The organism is Neobacillus sp. 114, assembly GCF_030127045.1.
Taxonomy (GTDB): domain Bacteria; phylum Bacillota; class Bacilli; order Bacillales; family Cytobacillaceae; genus Neobacillus; species Neobacillus rhizophilus.
The window spans coordinates 4,030,797-4,050,322 of record NZ_CP126144.1 but is presented as its reverse complement, the minus strand read 5'-3'; the positions used below and the strand labels follow the sequence as shown (position 1 = coordinate 4,050,322).

Here is a 19,526-nt window from a genome sequence, read left to right as displayed (position 1 = left end):
GTGTGAACCACCAAATTGAAACAAAAAAACCGTCCCTATTTACCCAAGGACGGTTCTTGTTCCTTAACTTATTTGTTCATAGATATGTGTTATTGTGTGATCCAAAATGCAACAAGAGAACCGTCCCCATGAACCATGTTACCCTCTTTTCTTTAGGCGTCCTACAAGAGGGACAACAATGATGCCTGCTATTACGACCTGCATTATGTTTCCAGGGATGGAGCCGAATGGCTGGATCCAGTTCCCGTAGAGGATGACTTCGGTGAAATAGTAGCCCACAACTTTTATGACTAGTGCAGCTACAACGGCTAGAGAATATACAAGTACTCTTTTTCCGGGCACCTTTTCGGCAATGAGACCGACTACAAAGCCCATTGTACCTACGATGACAAAGGTAAACGGTGACCATAATGCCCATCCTGAGACAATATCAAACAAACCCATACCAAACGCCCCAGCAATGGCTCCGGTTCTTTTACCGTAAACCAAGGCTGCGATAAAAAGAGGAACGTTACCCAAATGGATTAGACCACCGTTCCCCATGATTGGGAGCCTTAAGTTGATGAACATCGTGGCTACGAAGGTTAAGGCAATGAAAAGTGCACTGATGACAATGGCTTTTGTTTTTGTTGATTCTGTTGTTGAAAATGTCGAATTCATATCTAACCTCTTCTTTTCTAAAAAGTAAAATAATATATCAAATATTAAATATATACTTAAATCAAGTAGAAGAAAAGATTATTTTTGTACTTATTTAAATTTGAGTTGAAGATGGGCTTTGTGGTTGTTCCCCATTTTTTTATGTGCCAACAAGATTCTTAAGAGTTTCAGTTGGTGCGGGGATCGCTACGCTGTCCCATTTGCTATTAAACTAAATGGGCAGGGAGTTGAACAAGGAATTCAACCTATGTTTATAGAAATAGTAATATTAACAATGTTTGGTATTGCTCTTATAGAATTGTAACTAGTATTTTAACAGATAATTTATTTTCTAAATGGGGAGGGGCACTTTTGCAAATTTTTTTTAGATATAACTGGATGGTAAGAGAAGACTGGTATCGTTGGTGTGAAGAGTTAAGTGAAGAAGAACTTCTGCAGGACCGAACGGGTGGAATGGGAAGTATATTGCATACACTTTTCCATATTGTTGATGTCGAATGGAGCTGGATACGTGTCTTACAAGGTAAAACTGACTTTCAGGAGAGTTTCGATAGTTATAAAAACTTGAACAAGGTTCGAAAATTGGACGCTGAATTTCATTTAGAAGTGGAAAACTTTGTGAACAATTGGGATGCTAGCATGGAAAATCAATTATTTTACGATACTTTACCAGATGGAAGAATTGTGACGGATACTTGGGGTGAAATCATGCGACATGCCATTGCTCACGAAATTCACCATATAGGACAGTTATCAATTTGGGCAAGGGAATTAGGAAAAAAGCCAGTTTCTGCAAACCTTATTGGTCGGGGTCTTTCCTCTCATTTGAATAAATAATTTAAAGCGGTATTAATTTAGTCGGTTTATGTTTACTTTAATCGCCTTTTCCAGGTACTGCTGCATGTTCAATTTTTGTGGAGAAATATGAGTTTGTGAAGAATTGTACTTAAAGTAACGGGTGCTTTAGTAAAAGATGACAATAATTGATTTTATGATTGAGATCATTTTTTATTTATTCCATTATAGGGCGCCATTCTTAAAAAGTCCTTTTTGAATTGGGCCAAATATTGTTCTTCAACTTTCTAGCAGTGGTCTTAATATGAATTTGAAATTTTTGGTTAAACTAACAGAAACTAACCTTTTTGTTTAGGAGTGATCACATGTTGCTGACGGGGAGCATTATTTCGGGTGAGTTTGATGAACTCATGAACGAATTTTCTTTACAGAAAGTAAAACATTTCACCACAGAATCGACTATTAAACAAAGCCAGTTAAAAAGTCTTTATGATTATTTGAAAAAACACCGGAATGACATAGATGGTCAAATCATTACTTTATATGATCAAATGCCCATACTGTTGAGCCAAGAGGAAATTAACCTCTTTATAAGTGATCTTGAAAAAGTTCAGTTAATGTACCGGCAATGAGATTAGACAAGAATAAATAAAAATGTAAATTTAGTTACACCCCCTAAAGATTTACTAATAATAAATCCAACAAACGGGCGCTTTTCTTTAATAAGAAGGCGTCTTTTTGCATGGACAACACATTTAGAGGATTGAATTTATTGAGGTTAAAAAAATGATTGTGAAGTATTGTACTTAAAGGGTACGAGAGTTCAAGATGGAGGTCGCTATGGCGGCTCTTTTTTTGTTGTGCTAACGGTTCATGCTAGTTCCAGAACAGAGATCTTTTTTAAAGAAAAATGAAGCAAAACCCCATCAAATTCAGTTGAAGGGGTTTTTAATACTATTTTTTCTCGATGATAACGAATATAACACCTGTGAGAATCAGAATAGAGCCTATCCAAAATGTGATACCTATGGTTTCTCCAAGAATAAGCCATCCAAGTAATGTCCCAACCACGGGTTGAAAGAAGAAAAATATCCCCCCACTTGAGGCGTTAAGCATTTGTAAACCGCGATTCCAAAGTAGGAATCCACCTGCTGTTGAGACAATACCCAAATATAAGAGTCCTCCCCAAATTGTCGGATGAGTCAATTCAGAAATATTAATTTCGTTTAACCGCGGCAAAACAAAAGGGGTCAACACGATTAGGGCTACCGCGATGGAATAGGTGGTTACCACAATTTGTGAATAGTCACTCGGCAAATGCTTTACAAGTACAGACATAAGTGCCCACGTTAATGCAGCAATAAGCAGTGCAATACCACCAAGTTTACTTGATAAATCCACATCTCCGATTCCGACAATGAGAAAAACTCCAATCGTCGCTAGAAAAACGGAAAGCCCCTTTTTTAACGTCAATCGTTCTTTAAGAAGGAAGCGAGCAAAAATAACCATAAATACGGGTGTTGAAGAAGTTATAATGGCTCCCATTTGTGCTGTGGACAGCATTGTCCCCGTTTCCTGTGCAACAATTGAGACGGCGTTACCAATAACGCCGATTGCTATAATTAATAAGAAATAACGTTTCTCAATTCGCCATTTTTGCCGGGTTAAGAAGCCGATGATGAGAAGTGCGGCAATAGCCACTAAATAACGCATCCATACAAGTTCTAGTGGAGGTATGACCGCTACTACAATTTTGACAACAACATACATGCCACCCCAGATGCTGGCGGCTAAAGTTAAATATATAGAACCTAATAAGGTGTTTTTCATTTTTTTATACCCTCCGTCTTTTTTTAGGTCAAAAATGCCCTAAACGGAGAGATGTAGTCACCTTCTCTCCATTAAGAGCAGAAGTGTGCTACTGGTACATCATTTTCAAATAATGGAGTCCAATACATTTTGATTCACCTCTTATATTAAAAATTTTCTGTGTTTAATTATAGCAAACAGTTGCAGTTCTATATATGAAAAAAGAAATGGCTCAGTGAACTGAGCCATTTCTTTTTTCTGTAATCTTTAGCGGTTGCACTAAAAGAATGCAGTCGTCTTTCCTTCGTTCATTTACTAATAAGAACATTGACCATATTAATAGAAAGTTTATTCACTATATGTTTTCTCATTTCATCAAGCAGCTAGTTTCTTTTCCATACGATCATTCGGTAAAAAGACCGCGATCAGCGAGCCAGCAAGCGGAAGCAGCGAGAGAATGGTGAAGACGGTCGCAATCCCAAAGATGTCTGAGATACCGCCCATAAACACTGATCCAATTCCACCGGCACCTACACCGAAACCAATCGAAAGACCGGAGGCCAGACCAATGTTCTTCGGAAGCATGCGCTGCATGTAAACCACACTGACCGAGAAAGATGAAAGAACACTGAAACCAAACAAGAGCAATACGAGAACCGACAACACCCCATGTACATGTGGAAAAATAAGAGCAAACGGTGTTGCAAGCAGCATGGAACTGACCAGTAAACGTTTCATGCCAAGTTTGTCTGCCAGAACCCCGCCGACAAAAGTACCAAGTGCTCCTGCCCCGACAAAGACAAAGCTAAGAATCTCTGACTGTTGAATGGTGAGGTTGTGCAAGTAAAAAGGCAAAAAGACGACAACGCCAATTTGGCACCAGGAACGCAGGATGATAACACAAGAGAGCAAGGTAGCTCCAAGTAAATTGTTGTCTCCATTTATTTGTTTCTTAGATTGAAGCTTAGTAGTCTCTAATTTTTCACGCAGCCAAGGCAGAATTTGGCCGGTTAATAGAAGCGACAAGAACGCTATAGGTATAAGCCATAGCAGTCCCTGAATACCGGAGTGGCTAACGTACAGAGAAACTAATAATGGCCCAAAGGCTTGCCCTGCATTTCCACCGACTTGAAAAATGGCTTGTGCGAGAGCTTTTTTAGATCCCGAAGCAAGGTGGGTTGCTCGGGAGGCTTCCGGATGGAACGCGCCCGATCCGAGACCGGAAATCGAAATAAATAAAAGCAGCCAAGGCAGAGATGGTGCGAGTCCTGTTAAAGCCAGCCCCATAATCGAACAGAACACTCCTGCCGGATACAGCCAGATACGAGGCTTACGGTCCGCGAACATGCCAAACAAAGGCTGGGAGACGGAGGATGTTAGATAAGACATTAAAACCACTAAAGTGGACTGGGTATAGTTTAGGTCAAAGGCTTGTTTGTAAAGCACAACCAGTGCCGGAACCATACCTGTGGTCACTAAATCATTTAAAAAATGTGATCCGCTGAAGGTAAAAACACCCCGGCGAAAAAGGGGTTCTTTTCCTTTCATTATGGGTTGTGATGCTGTTTCCAATGGTGTGCTCCTCCAATCAATAGCAAAGCGATATTTTGTGGTACAAATTTTTTCCTTTTTTAATAATATCTCAGCTTCATATAATTGTCACTTTTTCAAGCCTTAATTTGTAAAAGCATTTTTTGGGAGGACAATTGGTGATTAATGAAAAAAAGATGGGTTTTCCCCGTAAAAAACAAGGGGAAACCCATCCTTTTTTCTAGATTGGCAGATGATTCACTTCATTGGCAACGCGAATGCCTGATTCAATTGCACCCTGCATCCAACCGTGGGTAAGTGTCGTATGTTCTCCGGCAAAGTGAACTCTGCCTTCTGGCATTGTCATATAAGGAAACAATTCATTTTCTTGGCCGGGCTCAAATGCCACAACCGCTCCAGTGGCCAGCGGATTATCGACCCAGCTATAAGAAGTACCCGAAACAAATTCAGAATAGACTTGGTTACCAAATATTTCAGCTAAATTCTTTAAGGCGAATTGAATTCGATCTTCGTTTGATAAACCATTCCATGTCATCGCTTCATCCGCCCATGTATAGCTTGCGACCACAACAGCAGGTTCAGATGTGCCGATCCCTCGACTCGGGTAATAGGTGAACCGGATGGGCAGGTCTGTGATAGATTTACCGCCGTATTGGCCGTACCTTTCCCAAAAACGGCTCTTAAACTGAATTCCAACTTTAGTGGCGGCCATATAGTTGATTTCACGAATGGCTCTGTGTTTGTAATAAGAAAAAGAATGGTAGGGTTCAATAGTTACAAATCGTAAAACAGAAAAGGGGATGGTAATGATGGCAAGATCACTAGTAGTAGTCGAATTAGTTATTGTACGAGGATCAGTCGAATGGATGGCTACACCTTTGTCATGTTGGACAATTTTTGTTATCCGATGATTGAACCAAATATCCTCTTTTAATTGAGGCAAAAATGCCTTCGGAAGCAGATCCATTCCACCAGTGATTTCATAGAAACGATTGGTTCTAAAGCCCGCCGTTTCACGGAACACTTCTAGAACGACATCCCCATAAAAGCTTCATAATCGAGAAGGACATCAATCATATCAATGGCACCATCAGAGAAAGTCGTTCCAAATTTATAATGGTAAGAATTTAAGAACGTTCCAAGTGACTGGTTTTTAAATTCTTTTTCGATAAGCGGCCAATGTGTCTCGGGGTCCTTATTAATAAATTGCACAATCGGATCTGTAGCTAATTTCCATAGTTCTTCTGCGCTCTTGCCTCTTTCATTCGGCAGGACTGGAAAGTTAAGAATTTCAGGATTTTGTTCAAATATGCTGAGACGGGTCATGACCCCATTTACATAAAGAATGTCTGCGGGAGTCCGGTTGATAAAAGGGTTTACAGGCAACCCAAATTTTTTAATATATTCTAGAGTTAATAAATGGGTATCAGGAATACGCATAGGGCCGGCGTTTAAATAAAGTCCATTGCTGAATGGGCTGCGAATCGTATAAATACGGCCGCCCACCATGCTGTTGGCTTCTAAAATAGTAACCTTGTGCCCCGCCTCCTTCAATAGGGAGGCTGCCACAAGCCCTGCAATTCCCGCACCGACTACGGTAATCTGCTTAGGAGTTTGTGTTTTATCAAGCCCATTCCTAATCATGTGAATCATTTGTTGGGGTGATAATGTTATTGGTCCATTCAAATTTATTGGCATCTCACCACCTTGTTTAAATAAGGATTAATACATTTTATTCACTGGTTGAGATGTCTATGTGTGATGCATGGGGACGGTTCTGATGCATCATTTATTTATGTATTTATGTATTTAAACAAAAAGAGAGGGTGCCTCTTCTTGTATTGATTCTTTTCGCAAATATAACAGGGGGATTCGCAAATAAAAGGAGGAGATTCGCAATTAAACTTAGCGTTTTCGCAATTAACTTGTAGATGCAGCCGTTACTTGTTAAGGTCCGTAAATATTCCGGGGCGATTCGCAAATAAAAGGAGGGGATTCGAAATTAAATAGGGATTTTTAGCAAATAACTTGCGGGGGCAGCGTCTTCATGTTTAGGTCCGCATCTAAAACGGGGGGAATCGCAAATAAAAAAGGGGAATTCCATAATTATTCTGCTCGGATTCGCAAATATTTTGTTTGAAATCGAAAATTAGGTCAAAAAAAATGAGGAACATCACTCAGATGTTTCTCATTTTTTAAAGTTTTATTGGCGAGGTGCAAACAAGATCACGGCAGCTCCAATTAAGCATATTCCCGCACCAATCCAGTCATATAAGTCAGGAGCTTTTCGATCAATTCCCCATCCCCATAAGATAGACAGAACGATAAATACTCCTCCATACGCAGCATATACTCTGCCGAAGGATGGGAATGATTGAAATGTTGCTATGACACCATATAATGCAAGGATAAATCCTCCGAAAATTCCCCAATACAATGGTTTACCTTCTCTTAAACATAGCCAAACTAGATAACCGCCGCCAATTTCGGCAAGTCCTGCAAGTATAAATAACACAATTGATTTAATCAAATGACATACACCTTTCAAAAGCCTATCTAATTGGAATTATATTTTTCAATTAAATTTAGGTCAAATCACAAACTGGTGTACTTCGGCAAAAGCAACTAGGAAATCAGTCGGGTGAGTTGCTTTTATCTTCATTTTGACTATCACTATTCCCGTCCAAAAAACGTTCTAGAGCTTCTTTGTTTTTCACGAAATCCACTTCCAATACATCACCAAGCTCATCATCCCGTTTATTTTGAAAACTGCCATCCTCAGGAATGCGTAAAGTTTCAATCTCGCTGTTCTTTCTCGTAAGTATGTCTTTTCCAATTCCAATAAGGGTAGAACTGTTCATATTGGTCTCTATATATTTATCCAAAAGACCGATTAGCTCGGGGAGTTTTAACACACTTTTTGGACCTAACGCTTCTTCCTTTAATTTTGAAATCACTTCCTGCTGCCTTTGAATTCGACCGAAATCACTTAAACGATCATGTCGAAACCTAACATAGCCTAACAGTTCTTTCCCATGGAGCCGCTGCTTGCCTTCTTCTAACGTCATGCCAATCCCATAAGACATCTCATACGGCACGTCCACTTCGATTCCCTTTGGAACAAGCAGGTCGACCGCTTTTTCGAAGCCTTTAAAATCAATAATGGCATAATAATGAATATCGAGCCCAAAATTCTCTTGAATTGTTTTGCTTAGCAATTCAGGACCGCCAAAAGCGTAGGCGGCATTTAGTTTTTGCTGTCCATGATTGGGTACGGAAACAAGCATATCGCGCATTAAGGAAATTAGTTTAAATTGATGTGTTTTTGGATCATAATGGGCGATCATAATTGTATCTGTTCGGGATTGTTTTTCTCCCCGTGAGTCACTTCCTAATAAAAGCACATTGACCTCATCGATGTTACTCTTTGCATCTTGAACTGTATGTTTTCCCTCCACTTTTTTAAGCGGTGGGTTGATTGTTTTAATTTTTCCTTCTATGTATTGAAAAATGGTAAAGAGACCAACTGTGATAATACCAATTACAAGTAGGGCTCCAAAAACTCTGCCCCATCTTATTCGTTTCTTTTTCATCCGTGTCAACATTTGCACCACCTAGACTAAACTTATATCCATGTTCCAAGACTAGTAAGTTGGAAAATTTTACGAATCCCTGAAGTAGTGATTATCCCATAAATAGTTTACATTTATTTAACTATCAGGTTACAATTTTTTAAATTTCTTTTTATATGAATAAAAGGTTGCGGGAAAGGGGCATGCCATTAGCCAATGTGCCAGCGTAAAGCATTAAAGAAATTATTTGATTAGTAACGAAAATAATAGTAAGTTATGTGAAAGGTGAAGGTCATTTCCACGCACCCCGAACGTACTAGTAACAACCACATAAAATCATCACTAGAGGTTATGCAATGAAAGTATATAAACTAAAAAAGCAGTTTAATGGATATAAAAAAGGAACACATTTTTATTTGATTAGTGAATCAGAATTTATAGGAGTTAAAGAGTTTGTCTTTAGAACGAAAGACTTAGCCAATAGGATATCCATCAATGAAAGTGAACTTCTTAAGAATTTTATTTTTATAAAAGAAATCTTTTAACGAATTAAAGTGCCAATCTGGAGGCAAAAAAAGCTGCCCCTAAAAAGGGCAGCTAACGTTAATTTTCAGCTAGAATCATAGTTCCTTAGACGTCAGCGGCAAGAACAGTTTAATCCCCCGCTTGTTAAATGGCAAGATTTTTAAATCAGCGATTAGGTGACTGATGTAACCAGCTAAACTAGTATAGAAAACACCTTCGATCCCAAGTGAAGACTCTAAATGGAAAGCAATGACCCCGAAGAAAATAACGCCTAATATAGAATGAGTATAGCTACGATGAGAAGTCATGGAAGCAATGATAAAGTAAATTCCTAAAAGGATGATCCAAAGCTCCCCTAAAGATAATCCGCCAACCAGAACAGCAATTCCCGTAATGGTTAACATATGTTTTTGCTTAATGAGGGATGCAACCAGCACGATCAAAAGCCCGATACCGACCCCCATCCATCGTTCTGCCGCCATTTTCTCCAAGACACTATAGAAAATCATCAGCAATCCAATGATCATCGCAGCTAGTCGAACCATCTTATGCGACAGTGTAATTTTTCCACGAAGCTTCCCGTCAATATCCAAATCAGGCATCAATCCTGACACGGCACCTAATCCGACAAACAAGAGTGTTGCAGAAGGAGACGTCTGATATGTATTAGCCACAATATATCCTGTTGCCGATCCAATTACTGCATGTGCTGTACCATTCAATTTCATTCCACCTCTAAAATTATTAATCTAGTCAAACAGAAACAGACATTCCTATTCTACACCAAAACATCCGTTCTGTTTACAAGTTAAATTAAATTTCAGTAGACTGGGATTAGGATTCTCATTGTTTAACACTTAAAGATGAAGAACGAGGTGAAATCGTAATGCAAACCATAAACAAAATAGGCAATTCATTTTGGTATATGACACCTGTTTCGGAGACAGACAGACCGATTTTAGGAATGGTCGTGGGAAAAGAAAAAAGATTAATGATTGATGCTGGGAATTCGGAAGCACATGCCCTATTATTTTTAAAAATGCTGGAGGAACAAAATGTCGGTAGTCCTGAAATGGTTGTGTTAACACATTGGCATTGGGACCATATTTTTGGATTGTGCGCATTAAAGGATAGTGTATCCATTTCTTCAAAAGAAACAAAAGGTGAAATAGAAAAACTAATGCCTTTAGCATGGACGGATGAGGCTTTGGATGAGCGGGTGAAGGAAGGCACAGAAATTGAATTTTGTGCCAGCTGCATCAAAAATGAGTTTGTGGATCATAGGAATATACATATTACATTGCCACAAGTCGTTTTTGACAACGAACTCGAAATCGATCTTGGCGGGGTAACTTGTGTATTAAAGCATGTGGGAGGGGACCATGCATCTGATTCTGTTGTGATCTATATTAAAGAAGAGAAGATATTGTTTTTAGCTGATAGCATTTATCCTGATATATTTTCTCCCAAACGGAACTATACAACCAAACGAACAAAGGAACTGGCGGCAATCCTGGAACAGTTTGATGCAGAGACCTATATCCTTTCCCACTGGAAACCAATATCGCGGACTGAGTTTAACAACGAAATGCAATTGTTAAAGACAGTGGCCGATTATACAGAAAAATATAATGGTGATGCAGAACAAATTAAGTCGGAATATGCAAGAGCGTTAAACCGAGATTTAAACGAAGACGAATCGGAAACGATTGAGTATTTTGTGAATGGATTTGAATTAAAACGATAACTTTTACCCTACTCAATCTTGTTAATGTAAAAGAGCCTTAGCAAAAATCTTATGAACTAGATTGCTTAAGATTCTCGTAATGTTGATTAAACACTTTAAAAAGCCTTTCATCCCCGCCGCGGTCGGGATGGAGGGCTTTTAGCAGTTTCTTAAATTCTTTTTTCATTAAATGGCTGCTCGGGTCTTGATTTAATCCCAATAACTCTCCGTAGTGAAGAGTACTAGATTCAGTGACTTCAATCTGTGTGTTAAGCATTTTTTTTAAGGTGCGTACCTTTGATTGTTCAATATGTATACGGGTTTTTAATATCTCTATTTGTTCGGTAAGTCTGCGATTTTCTTCTAGGGACTCTTCTAATTGAGCAGTAAGTTGAGCGGCATGCGTTTGGATGATAAATTCAATTAGATCCTTAACATTGATTTTGTAGGTAGTTGTTCTTCTTTTGTTTATCTCGGCCTTAATTTTGCCTTTCTTAATCCACGCAATTACGTCATCGTCACTGGCTGCTATGCCAGACGAGGTTAATTGCTCAACCGCTTCTTTTATATTCAGCATCATTTTTCACTCGCTTTTTTTAAAATCTAGCATTTTGTATTCAGATAGAACCATCATATCACTGAATTTTTTCAGAAAAAGAACAGGAATGTGACAATAAATTAAAGTCTCTTTACATTGAGATATTTTTAATTAAAGGATGCTCTAAAGGTACGAACATCCCCAATTTTATGAACAGATGCGTTATTTATGAATAAAAACCTGCGTACCAATTGGGACTAAAGATGACAATTCAAGAACATCATGATTAAACATTCTAATACAACCATGTGAGACATTCTTACCGATAGAAGATGGATTATTTGTTCCATGTATACCGTAATGAGGTCTTGACAATCCCATCCAAAGGACTCCGAATGGTCCGCCAGGATGAGGGTCCTTGTTTATAATCGTGTATGTTCCTGTAGGAGTTGGTGTCAATATTTTTCCAACTGCAATTGGGTAAGTTTTTAAAAGCTTATGACGATCAAAGAGTTTTAATTGGTGTTTTGATGTTGATACATCAATCCATTTAGCCATGTGGATCAACTCCATTTTTTGAATAGTGTATTAAATAAAACATGCAAATGTTCATTAACAAGAATTGGCGGGCGGTTATTTTTACTTACAATCTTACGAAACCAATTAAACTATTAATTTTAAATGTGTTTTAGAAACATTCTTTAAACCATCAGCGTAAAATAGGCTCTTTATTTAGTGACAGCGACCTATTAGAAATCATAATTTGTTGAAGAGAGTACAAAGCGAATCTGATGTCTTGATTCGCCAAAATATCATTCAACTCTCTATATTTGATTAAATACAAAGGGGAGGAAAAAATGCAAAATTTTCATAATGAGCTGCAAGGGTTGGGAATCGCCCCATATCAAGCTGGTCAGCTAGTTTCAATGGATCCACAGATCCAAGATCCGCGGATCATGGGGATGCGCTGTGGTGGTTTCCGTTGTGGCGGCTGTGGAGGCTGTGGCGGCTTTAGATGCGGCGGCTTTCGTTGTGGCGGTTTCCGTTGTGGCGGCTTTGGTTGTTTCAGCTGTGGAGGCTGCGGCGGCTGTGGAGGCTGTGGAGGCTGTGGAGGCGGCTGCGGTAGTTGTGCCGGCTTTAACTGTGTTGGCGTTATTGTTATTTAAACTTTGTTTTAACTTCTGGAAATTTATAGGGGAATATTATGGGAAGGAAGTGTCCCTGCAGGATAAGTGTATGGTGCCTGACACCATCCGTGGACAATTAACCTCCCTGAATGGACAATCAAGACACTTATCACCTTTGAAAATTACCAAATCAAAACCCCGATGGATGTCGGGGTCTTTTTGTACCCCCTATTTCCTGTACCTATTATTGTATACACAACTAAGTAACATACCTACAAAACCTTTTAATATAGTGAATACAAATTTTAGACGTATGTTGAGAACATTCTATAAAGCTTCAACATAAAATAGGCTCTTGATTTAGTGACAGCGACCTATAAATAATCATAATTTGTTGAAGAGAGAACAAAGCGAATCTGATTTCTTGATTGACACAAATATGATCATTCATCTCTCTATACAGGTTTCACCTGATTAAATACAAAGGGGAGGAAAAAATGCAAAATTTTCAAAATGAGCTACAAGGGTTGGCAATCGATCCTTATCAAACTGGCCAGTTAGTTGCAATGGATCCACAGAGCCAGGATCCGCGCCTGTTCGGTATGCGCTGTGGCGGCTTTGGTCGTTGTGGAGGCTTTGGTCGTTGCGGAGGCTTTGGTTTTCGCTGTGGTTTTGGTTGCGGTTTCCGTTGCGGTTTTGGTTGCGGCGGTTTTGGTTGCGGTTTCGGTTGCGGTTTCGGTTGCGGCTTTGGTTGCGGCTTTGGTTGCGGCTTCGGCTTCGGTGGATTTGGCTGTGTTGGTATCGGTATCGGTTTTATTTAATTGGTTTGGCTTTTGGCAATTACCCAAAAAAGTTAATTTATGAAACAAAAGTGCCCCTGCACGGACTTGTGCCTCAGGGGCACTTTTTACTGTGTTTATCATATTGGACAAAAAATCGTACATAAACTGATAGTGCGCAAGTAGTAACGATTGGAATAAGGAGGAGCGCCAGTGACAGAACTTACCTCGTCCTCACGTCTAAAGGTCAAAAGGGATACATTTTTTCTCCCAGATCAAAAGGGGGGTGTCTATTTTAGAAATAACACAAGTTCATTCCGAATGGAAGGCAAAACCATCTATCAGTGGATTGAAAAATTGTTTCCGATGTTCAATGGAGAGCACACTTTGGAAACTTTGACACACGGACTAACGCCGCAGTACCGTGACAGGGTATTCGAGATTGGAGAAACGTTGTCCAAGAATGGGTTTGTTCGTGATGTCAGCAAAGATATTCCCCATGAATTAAATCGTCAAGTTCTTGAAAAATATGTTTCACAAATTGAATTCATCGAGAATTTTGTCGATTCAGCGGCTTACAAATTTCAAGAATACCGCCAAGCTAAGGTTTTGGCTGTAGGTTCAGGACCCTTCATGGTTTCTTTGGTATCTGCTTTACTCGAATCAGGACTGCCCAAATTAAATGTCATGATAACAGATGGGGTTCCAACCAATCGGCTCCGTGTTCATGAGTTGGTGGAGAATGCGAGAAAAATCGATTCTGATGTGGAATTGGCAGAAGTCCCTTACCGTCATGGGGCAGGGATAAATTTTTGGAAAGAAGCCGTTCAGGACTATGATTGGATTCTATATGTCTCTCAGGAGGGAAATTTAAATGAATTAAGGAGTCTAAATCAAGTCTGCAAAGAAGAAAAGAAGGCATTCCTGCCAGCCATCTGTTTGGAAAAAGTGGGGCTCTCCGGTCCGTTGACTCATCCGGAATCAGAGGAATGCTTCGAGTCAGCATGGCGAAGAATTCATCAATCTTACCTGCAATCAGGAAAGCAGCCTGTAGAGTATTTTTCCACATCAGGAGCGCTTTTAGCCAATGTCTCTGTTTTTGAATTTTTCAAGAAGGCTACAGGAGTTGCAGGTTCAAATCAAAGTAATCAAATTTACCTGCTTAATCTTGAAACGATGGAAGGAGACTGGCTTTCTTTCATCACACATCCTTCATTAGCAGCTAAACGTAATACACCCGAACTGATTGAAAATCTTGATGAAAGACTGAAACAAGAAGCGGACAGGGATGAGGAACCGGGTTTGCTTTTAGACTATTTCAGTCGATTAACTTCAGAGGAAATAGGTATTTTCCATACCTGGGAGGAACGGGATTTGCCTCAGCTTCCTCTTTCCCAGTGTTATGTTCAGGCTGTTGACCCATTGTCAGAGGGACCTGCGGAGCTGCTACAGGAAGTGTTATGTTCGGGCCTGACACATGAAGAAGCAAGAAGAAAAGCTGGGTTGAAGGGCATAGAAATGTATGTTTCAAAAATGATAGATTCCAATATATATAGGGACAGGAATCAGGCAGAGGGAGCACCAGTCGGTTTTATGGGCATCGGTTCAGGGGAAACAATTGCAGAGGCTGTTTGTCGGGGGCTGCAAGCCTATCTGGATGAAGAGTTGGAAAAAAGAAAGGCTGAAGGGCACAACACGGTTTATCGTGTGCCGATTGGAGCCATTGAAGATAAAACATGCAGATTTTATATAAATGCCCTGACTACCTTGAAGGGTTCACCGGCGATTGGTGTAAAAGAGGATGTAGCAGGCTTCCCAGTTGTATGGGTAAAGTCAAACGGGCGTTGGTACACAGGAGCAGGCTTAAATTCAACATTGGCATTGCGCAATACACTCGAGCAAGCACTTTTCGATGCTCAAAACGGGATAAGTTCCGCTGAGAGGCAAGAGAATGATTCGATGATTTATCTGGAAAGAATAGGTACCAAATTCGAATTCTCCTCATGTGAAGACATGACACAATTGGAGCTATTAAAATCTGCTATGCAGGTGTTAAACAGAAACAATAAACAGCTATTAGTCTATGACCTGTCGATAGAGCCTTTTTTACAACAAGAGCTGGCAGGTGTGTATGGTGTGCAGGTACGAGAGGGGGATTCCAAATGACTGCACAGGTCCTTATTAACGGAGCTGGTTTATTAGCGGAGTACGTCTATGATCTTCTGTCTACTAGCTATCTAGTAAGGCGTCAAGGCATTTTGGAAGAGATTCCCAAAGAAACAGAATTAGTCCTGTTGCTAGACGATGCCTGGCATCCAGCCGTTCATCAACAAGCTGAACAGCGATGCAGGACCGCCGGGATTCCTTGGCTTCGAGGTTTCGTTTCCTTTGGTGAGGGGATCATCGGCCCAATGATACGGAGAGAAAAACCGGGATGCTCACTCTGTGCTGACAAACGGCGCTTGATCGCCGGACCCGACCGCCTTGAAATGTGGGGAATTCAGGCGAGATTGACTTCAGGTGAAAGTGTGCTGCGTGATGCCTGGGCTTCCCGAACGGGGCTATCGCAAATGGCCATCTTGATCAGAAAAGAGGTTGACAAAGTTCTTCAAGGAGAACCCTCCTCCTTGGAAGAAAGAATGTTCATTACCAATCTGAGATCGTTAACGACCTCTAGTCACTTTTTCCTGCCTGAACCATTATGCCCGATTTGCAGTCCAATCCCTGAAGACACACCGGAATTAGCACAAATCAGGTTGGAATCCAGTCCTAAATTAAATGGTGAAGGCTATCGCACTCGTTCGATGGATGAATTGAAAACGGTGCTGGCTGCAGACTATTTGGATGAACGTACTGGAGTCATGAATGGAAAAATGGCGGATTTCAGGCTGCCATTTGCCGATATTTTAGTAAACATGCCGTTATTTGGTGCGGACGAGGGAGTAGCGGGCCGTACTAATTCCTATGAAATGAGTGAATTGACGGCAATTTTGGAGGGGTTGGAGCGATATTGCGGAATCCAGCCTCAAGGCAAAAGGAAGAAAGTTCGAGATAGTTATAACAATGTAAAGCATATCGCATTAGATCCTGCATCAGTAGGTCTGCATGACCAGGAACAATATACAAAGCCTCATTTTCCGTTTAAACCGTTTCATCCTGATGCACCCATGAATTGGGTTTGGGGTTATTCTTTTTTACAAGAACGTCCAATATTGGTACCGGAGTTACTTGCCTATTACAGTTTGGGAAATGGGGATGGCTATGTTTATGAAACCTCTAATGGGTGTGCGTTGGGTGGGAGCTTGGAGGAAGCCATTTTCCATGGGATTATGGAGGTCGTCGAGCGGGATTCCTTCTTGTTAACCTGGTATGCCAAGCTGGCCCTTCCTCGGCTTGACCCTCGTTCGGCTGACGATAAAGAAGTAGAGTTGATGGTGGACCGCTTACGTGATGTCGCGGGATATGACGTTTATCTTTACAATTCAACGATGGAACATGAAATCCCCAGCGTTTTTGCAATTGCAAAAAACCGACAATCAAAGGGGGTAAACCTCATTTGTGCTGCAGGAGCGAATCCTGATCCTGTCAGAGCTGTAAAAAGTTCGCTTTTCGAGCTCGCTGGAATGATGGTTCGGCATGACAAAATATTGGAGGAAGACCGGCAGAAATATGAACAAATGCTGAAGGATCCATATGCAGTCCGTTTGATGCCGGACCATGGCTTGCTCTACGGTCTGAAGGAAGCAGAGAACCGGCTCGACTTTTTATTGGATGACAATCGTCCATTACGAACGTTTGCTGAGGAATTTAAACAGCCTCCTGCGAATACCGATTTGAAGGATGACCTGCAGGATATTCTTCAGCGGTTCCAAGAACTGCACCTCGAGGTTATTGTGGTGGACCAAACAACACCGATCACCAAACGGAATGGATTATACTGTGTAAAGGTATTGATTCCTGGCATGCTGCCGATGACATTCGGACATCACCTGACCCGTGTCAAAGGACTGGAAAGGGTTCTCCAAGTGCCAGTGAAACTTGGATACGCCAAACAGCCGTTGGCGTATGAGCAGCTAAATCCAGATCCGCATCCATTCCCATAATGGAAAGGAAGGAGGTTTACTCTTGAAACTGGAGACATTTCTGCACCACCTTCACTTTGATCCGGAAAAAATCGCTCCGCCAGATTGGCAAGTCGATTGGGACGATGCGCCGCTTCCCTATAAACTATACCGCGGAATACCCGAGATTCCATTAACCGGTGAAGTACCGTTAACGCTTGAGCAGCGAGATGCCCATGCAGAGCAAGGACTAGAGGAGCTCGGGTCTTTCTTATGGTATGTATACGGTCTAACGCATTACGCACAATCCGCTTACCTTGAAGATCCCGAGGATATAACTACTGTAAACTATCTTCAGTTATTACGAAAATTTGTTCCTTCTGGCGGGGCATTGTATCCCAATGAATTATATGTGTATGCAAAGATAAAGGACGTACCAACGGGAATTTACCATTACGATGTAGCCCATCACAGCCTTCGCTTGCTCCGAGAAGGAAATTATGATTCCTATTTGTCCAGGAGCCTTGGGAATTGTGATGTTTCTGATTGTTTCTGCACGGTTTTTGTCTCGACGGTTTTTTGGAAAAATTTTTACAAATATAATAATTTTTCCTACCGTCTACAAGGTTTAGATACTGGTGTGGTCATTGGGCAAACATTAGAAGTGGCAGATCGGATGGGATTCTCGTCAATGGTATGCTACCAATTTCTTGATCGCTCTATTAATCATTTACTTGGACTAACCGAACAGGACGAAAGTGTCTATGCGGTGATCCCTTTATCTATCAATCCATTTATCCAGTGTGATGACCACGTTTATACGGAGGAGATTGTTTCTGCCGCTGAATTGTCCCAGGAAGTGCCGTTGCTGAAAACGGAAACCTATAACCGTTCAAAGAGAGTCCTTGATTACCCGCTACTCAGAGAGATGAACGGGGCATCGATGTTTGAAACAACCCAGTCATTTGTGAAGATAAAGAAGGGTGATCGTGTTCAAAGGTCATATGGTACGGAATTGATCATGCTACCATATACGGAGTCCTTTTCGTACGATCTTGTTTCTGTTTGTAGAGAGAGGCATTCTCCTGATGTTGATTTTATGATGGGGAAAGTCAGTCAAACTCAACTAGCCACCTTGTTGAAGGAGGTTTTTTCCAGACCTTACCAGAATGATCTTGACGGCACAGATGGAAAAACGGGGACTCGTGTTTCGTTGTACGGCTTTTTTTATAACGTGGAGGGTGTTTCAGATGGTGCTTACACCTATGAGAAAGGCGCTCATGCACTGAGTAGAATTAGAAACGGGGATTTCCGTGAGATATTACAAAATGGTTTAACCATGCCCAATGTCAATCTGTTTCAAGTTCCGCTCTGCCTGCATTTGGTTGGAGACAAGGAACATCTTAAAGAAAAACTGGGCTATAGAGGATACAGAATTCAACAAATGGAAGCGGGAATCCTCTTGCAACGGCTGCTTTTGATCTCATGTGCCTTAGGGTTAGGGGGACACCCTTTATTAGGTTTTGATGCGAAGCAATGTGATGAACTTTATCGAGCCGAAGAGAAACAAATAACGAGCCTCATCCAAATCCCTGTGGGGCCGTACCGTTCCCGTGCCTGGTTAAAAGGAAGTTTAAAAAGTTAGACCTGTTTACCTTGTATATTCCGATATCAGGTGCCCTAGTCCAAGGTTAGTTAAAGGACTAGGGTTTTTTGTTATTTAAACTAACCATTAATGAACAATCTTTGGCGAATTAGAAAAAATATGGGCAAGTACACAAATAGGTATATAACCCCCCAGGACATTTCCAGGGGTTTTTATAGTTGTTAGCCCATACAAATTTTCTCCATTTACATAGTCTGTATTGACAGTTCGAAAGGAAGTATCAAATACGTGGTAGGTAACAGCAGTGGATTTGCATTAATCGTTGTTTTGTTTATCCTGCTAATTATTATTTGTGCTTCTTTTTGTGGTGTCTGGTAAAAAAATTTGAATGCTTTAAAGAAAGGGTGATTATTGATGGATGGATTAGGTGCTTATGGCTACGGAGGTTGCGGATGCGGCGGTTATGGCTACGGAGGTTGTGGATGCGTCAGTTATGGTTACGGAGGTTTCGGTTGCGGAAACACGTTTGTTTTAATCGTTGTATTATTTATCCTGTTAATTATTGTTGGATGTGCCTGTTACTATTAAGGTTTGATCAAGGTCCTTTAAAGGGCCTTTTTTTTATGAAGAATCATTTATATTATTGTCTGGCAGATGTAACAGCGAAATTTTAAGGGAACTCTTCTTTTGATTTTTATAAAAAGCCCATACATAAAAGACTTTTAGGCATACTCTATTGTAGGCCATATCTAATAAACATAATATCTCCTGAAGAAG

19 protein-coding genes and 1 pseudogene are annotated in these 19,526 nt (G+C 40.6%); 11 read left to right on the top strand and 9 right to left on the bottom strand.

The annotated features are described in order from the left end of the window. Positions 1–138 precede the first annotated feature (138 nt). Entirely contained in the window at positions 139–660 is a 522-nt protein-coding gene (locus tag QNN06_RS19590; protein ID WP_284035794.1) for an ECF transporter S component, read from the bottom strand. A gap of 351 nt (positions 661–1,011) precedes the next feature. Between QNN06_RS19590 and QNN06_RS19585 the strand changes: the two genes are divergently transcribed. Both QNN06_RS19585 and QNN06_RS19580 read left to right on the top strand, forming a co-directional pair. Next, a complete protein-coding gene (locus tag QNN06_RS19585) occupies positions 1,012–1,497 on the top strand; it encodes a DinB family protein (protein WP_213119170.1) in 486 nt (161 codons plus the stop codon). A gap of 323 nt (positions 1,498–1,820) precedes the next feature. Beyond that, the gene (locus QNN06_RS19580; protein WP_213119171.1) at positions 1,821–2,087 is read left to right on the top strand and encodes a hypothetical protein; all 267 of its coding nucleotides are present in this window, start codon (positions 1,821–1,823) and stop codon (positions 2,085–2,087) included. 322 nt (positions 2,088–2,409) lie between these two features. Here the strand turns inward: QNN06_RS19580 and QNN06_RS19575 are convergent, their stop codons facing one another. The 5 genes and pseudogenes from QNN06_RS19575 to QNN06_RS19555 all read right to left on the bottom strand — a co-directional run bounded on the left by QNN06_RS19575 (position 2,410) and on the right by QNN06_RS19555 (position 8,420). After that, positions 2,410–3,285: a DMT family transporter gene (locus tag QNN06_RS19575; RefSeq protein WP_284035793.1), complete on the bottom strand. Its 876-nt coding sequence runs from the start codon at positions 3,283–3,285 to the stop codon at positions 2,410–2,412. 354 nt (positions 3,286–3,639) lie between these two features. Beyond that, a complete protein-coding gene (locus QNN06_RS19570) occupies positions 3,640–4,812 on the bottom strand; it encodes an MFS transporter (RefSeq protein ID WP_213119754.1) in 1,173 nt (390 codons plus the stop codon). Between the two features lie 223 nt (positions 4,813–5,035). Then, positions 5,036–6,513: pseudogene (locus QNN06_RS19565) on the bottom strand (flavin monoamine oxidase family protein). A 505-nt stretch (positions 6,514–7,018) separates the two neighbouring features. Then, on the bottom strand, positions 7,019–7,342 hold the full coding sequence (locus QNN06_RS19560) for a YnfA family protein (RefSeq protein WP_372447626.1): 324 nt from the start codon (positions 7,340–7,342) through the stop codon (positions 7,019–7,021). A gap of 106 nt (positions 7,343–7,448) precedes the next feature. Beyond that, positions 7,449–8,420 carry an LCP family protein gene (locus QNN06_RS19555; protein ID WP_213119174.1) on the bottom strand — a complete coding sequence of 324 codons (972 nt, stop codon included), beginning with the start codon at positions 8,418–8,420 and terminating at the stop codon, positions 7,449–7,451. 323 nt (positions 8,421–8,743) lie between these two features. Between QNN06_RS19555 and QNN06_RS19550 the strand changes: the two genes are divergently transcribed. Further along, the gene (locus QNN06_RS19550) at positions 8,744–8,932 is read left to right on the top strand and encodes a hypothetical protein (RefSeq protein ID WP_213119175.1); all 189 of its coding nucleotides are present in this window, start codon (positions 8,744–8,746) and stop codon (positions 8,930–8,932) included. 75 nt (positions 8,933–9,007) lie between these two features. Here the strand turns inward: QNN06_RS19550 and QNN06_RS19545 are convergent, their stop codons facing one another. After that, a complete protein-coding gene (locus QNN06_RS19545; RefSeq protein ID WP_213119176.1) occupies positions 9,008–9,634 on the bottom strand; it encodes a metal-dependent hydrolase in 627 nt (208 codons plus the stop codon). A 164-nt stretch (positions 9,635–9,798) separates the two neighbouring features. On the opposite strand from QNN06_RS19545, the gene QNN06_RS19540 reads away from it, so the two are divergent. After that, positions 9,799–10,659, top strand: coding sequence for an MBL fold metallo-hydrolase (locus tag QNN06_RS19540; protein ID WP_284035792.1), 861 nt, complete (start codon positions 9,799–9,801; stop codon positions 10,657–10,659). 49 nt (positions 10,660–10,708) lie between these two features. On the opposite strand, the gene QNN06_RS19535 is transcribed toward QNN06_RS19540, so the two are convergent. Beyond that, entirely contained in the window at positions 10,709–11,218 is a 510-nt protein-coding gene (locus tag QNN06_RS19535) for a J domain-containing protein (RefSeq protein ID WP_284035791.1), read from the bottom strand. Positions 11,219–11,398: 180 nt separating this feature from the next. Further along, on the bottom strand, positions 11,399–11,734 hold the full coding sequence (locus QNN06_RS19530; protein ID WP_213119178.1) for a L,D-transpeptidase: 336 nt from the start codon (positions 11,732–11,734) through the stop codon (positions 11,399–11,401). Positions 11,735–12,033: 299 nt separating this feature from the next. Here QNN06_RS19530 and QNN06_RS19525 point away from each other — a divergent pair, with 299 nt between their 5' ends. The 7 genes from QNN06_RS19525 to QNN06_RS19495 all read left to right on the top strand — a co-directional run bounded on the left by QNN06_RS19525 (position 12,034) and on the right by QNN06_RS19495 (position 19,337). After that, positions 12,034–12,342: a heterocycloanthracin/sonorensin family bacteriocin gene (locus QNN06_RS19525; RefSeq protein ID WP_213119179.1), complete on the top strand. Its 309-nt coding sequence runs from the start codon at positions 12,034–12,036 to the stop codon at positions 12,340–12,342. A gap of 458 nt (positions 12,343–12,800) precedes the next feature. Continuing rightward, positions 12,801–13,124: a heterocycloanthracin/sonorensin family bacteriocin gene (locus QNN06_RS19520; RefSeq protein WP_284035790.1), complete on the top strand. Its 324-nt coding sequence runs from the start codon at positions 12,801–12,803 to the stop codon at positions 13,122–13,124. 171 nt (positions 13,125–13,295) lie between these two features. Then, on the top strand, positions 13,296–15,248 hold the full coding sequence (locus tag QNN06_RS19515) for a putative thiazole-containing bacteriocin maturation protein (RefSeq protein ID WP_284035789.1): 1,953 nt from the start codon (positions 13,296–13,298) through the stop codon (positions 15,246–15,248). Next, entirely contained in the window at positions 15,245–17,185 is a 1,941-nt protein-coding gene (locus tag QNN06_RS19510) for a TOMM precursor leader peptide-binding protein (protein WP_284035788.1), read from the top strand. Before QNN06_RS19515 ends, QNN06_RS19510 begins: the two co-directional genes overlap by 4 nt. A 22-nt stretch (positions 17,186–17,207) precedes the next feature. Beyond that, a complete protein-coding gene (locus QNN06_RS19505; protein ID WP_284035787.1) occupies positions 17,208–18,788 on the top strand; it encodes a SagB family peptide dehydrogenase in 1,581 nt (526 codons plus the stop codon). Between the two features lie 249 nt (positions 18,789–19,037). Then, positions 19,038–19,127 carry a YjcZ family sporulation protein gene (locus QNN06_RS19500; RefSeq protein ID WP_372447621.1) on the top strand — a complete coding sequence of 30 codons (90 nt, stop codon included), beginning with the start codon at positions 19,038–19,040 and terminating at the stop codon, positions 19,125–19,127. 36 nt (positions 19,128–19,163) lie between these two features. Then, positions 19,164–19,337, top strand: coding sequence for a YjcZ family sporulation protein (locus QNN06_RS19495; RefSeq protein ID WP_213119184.1), 174 nt, complete (start codon positions 19,164–19,166; stop codon positions 19,335–19,337). Positions 19,338–19,526: the final 189 nt, after the last annotated feature.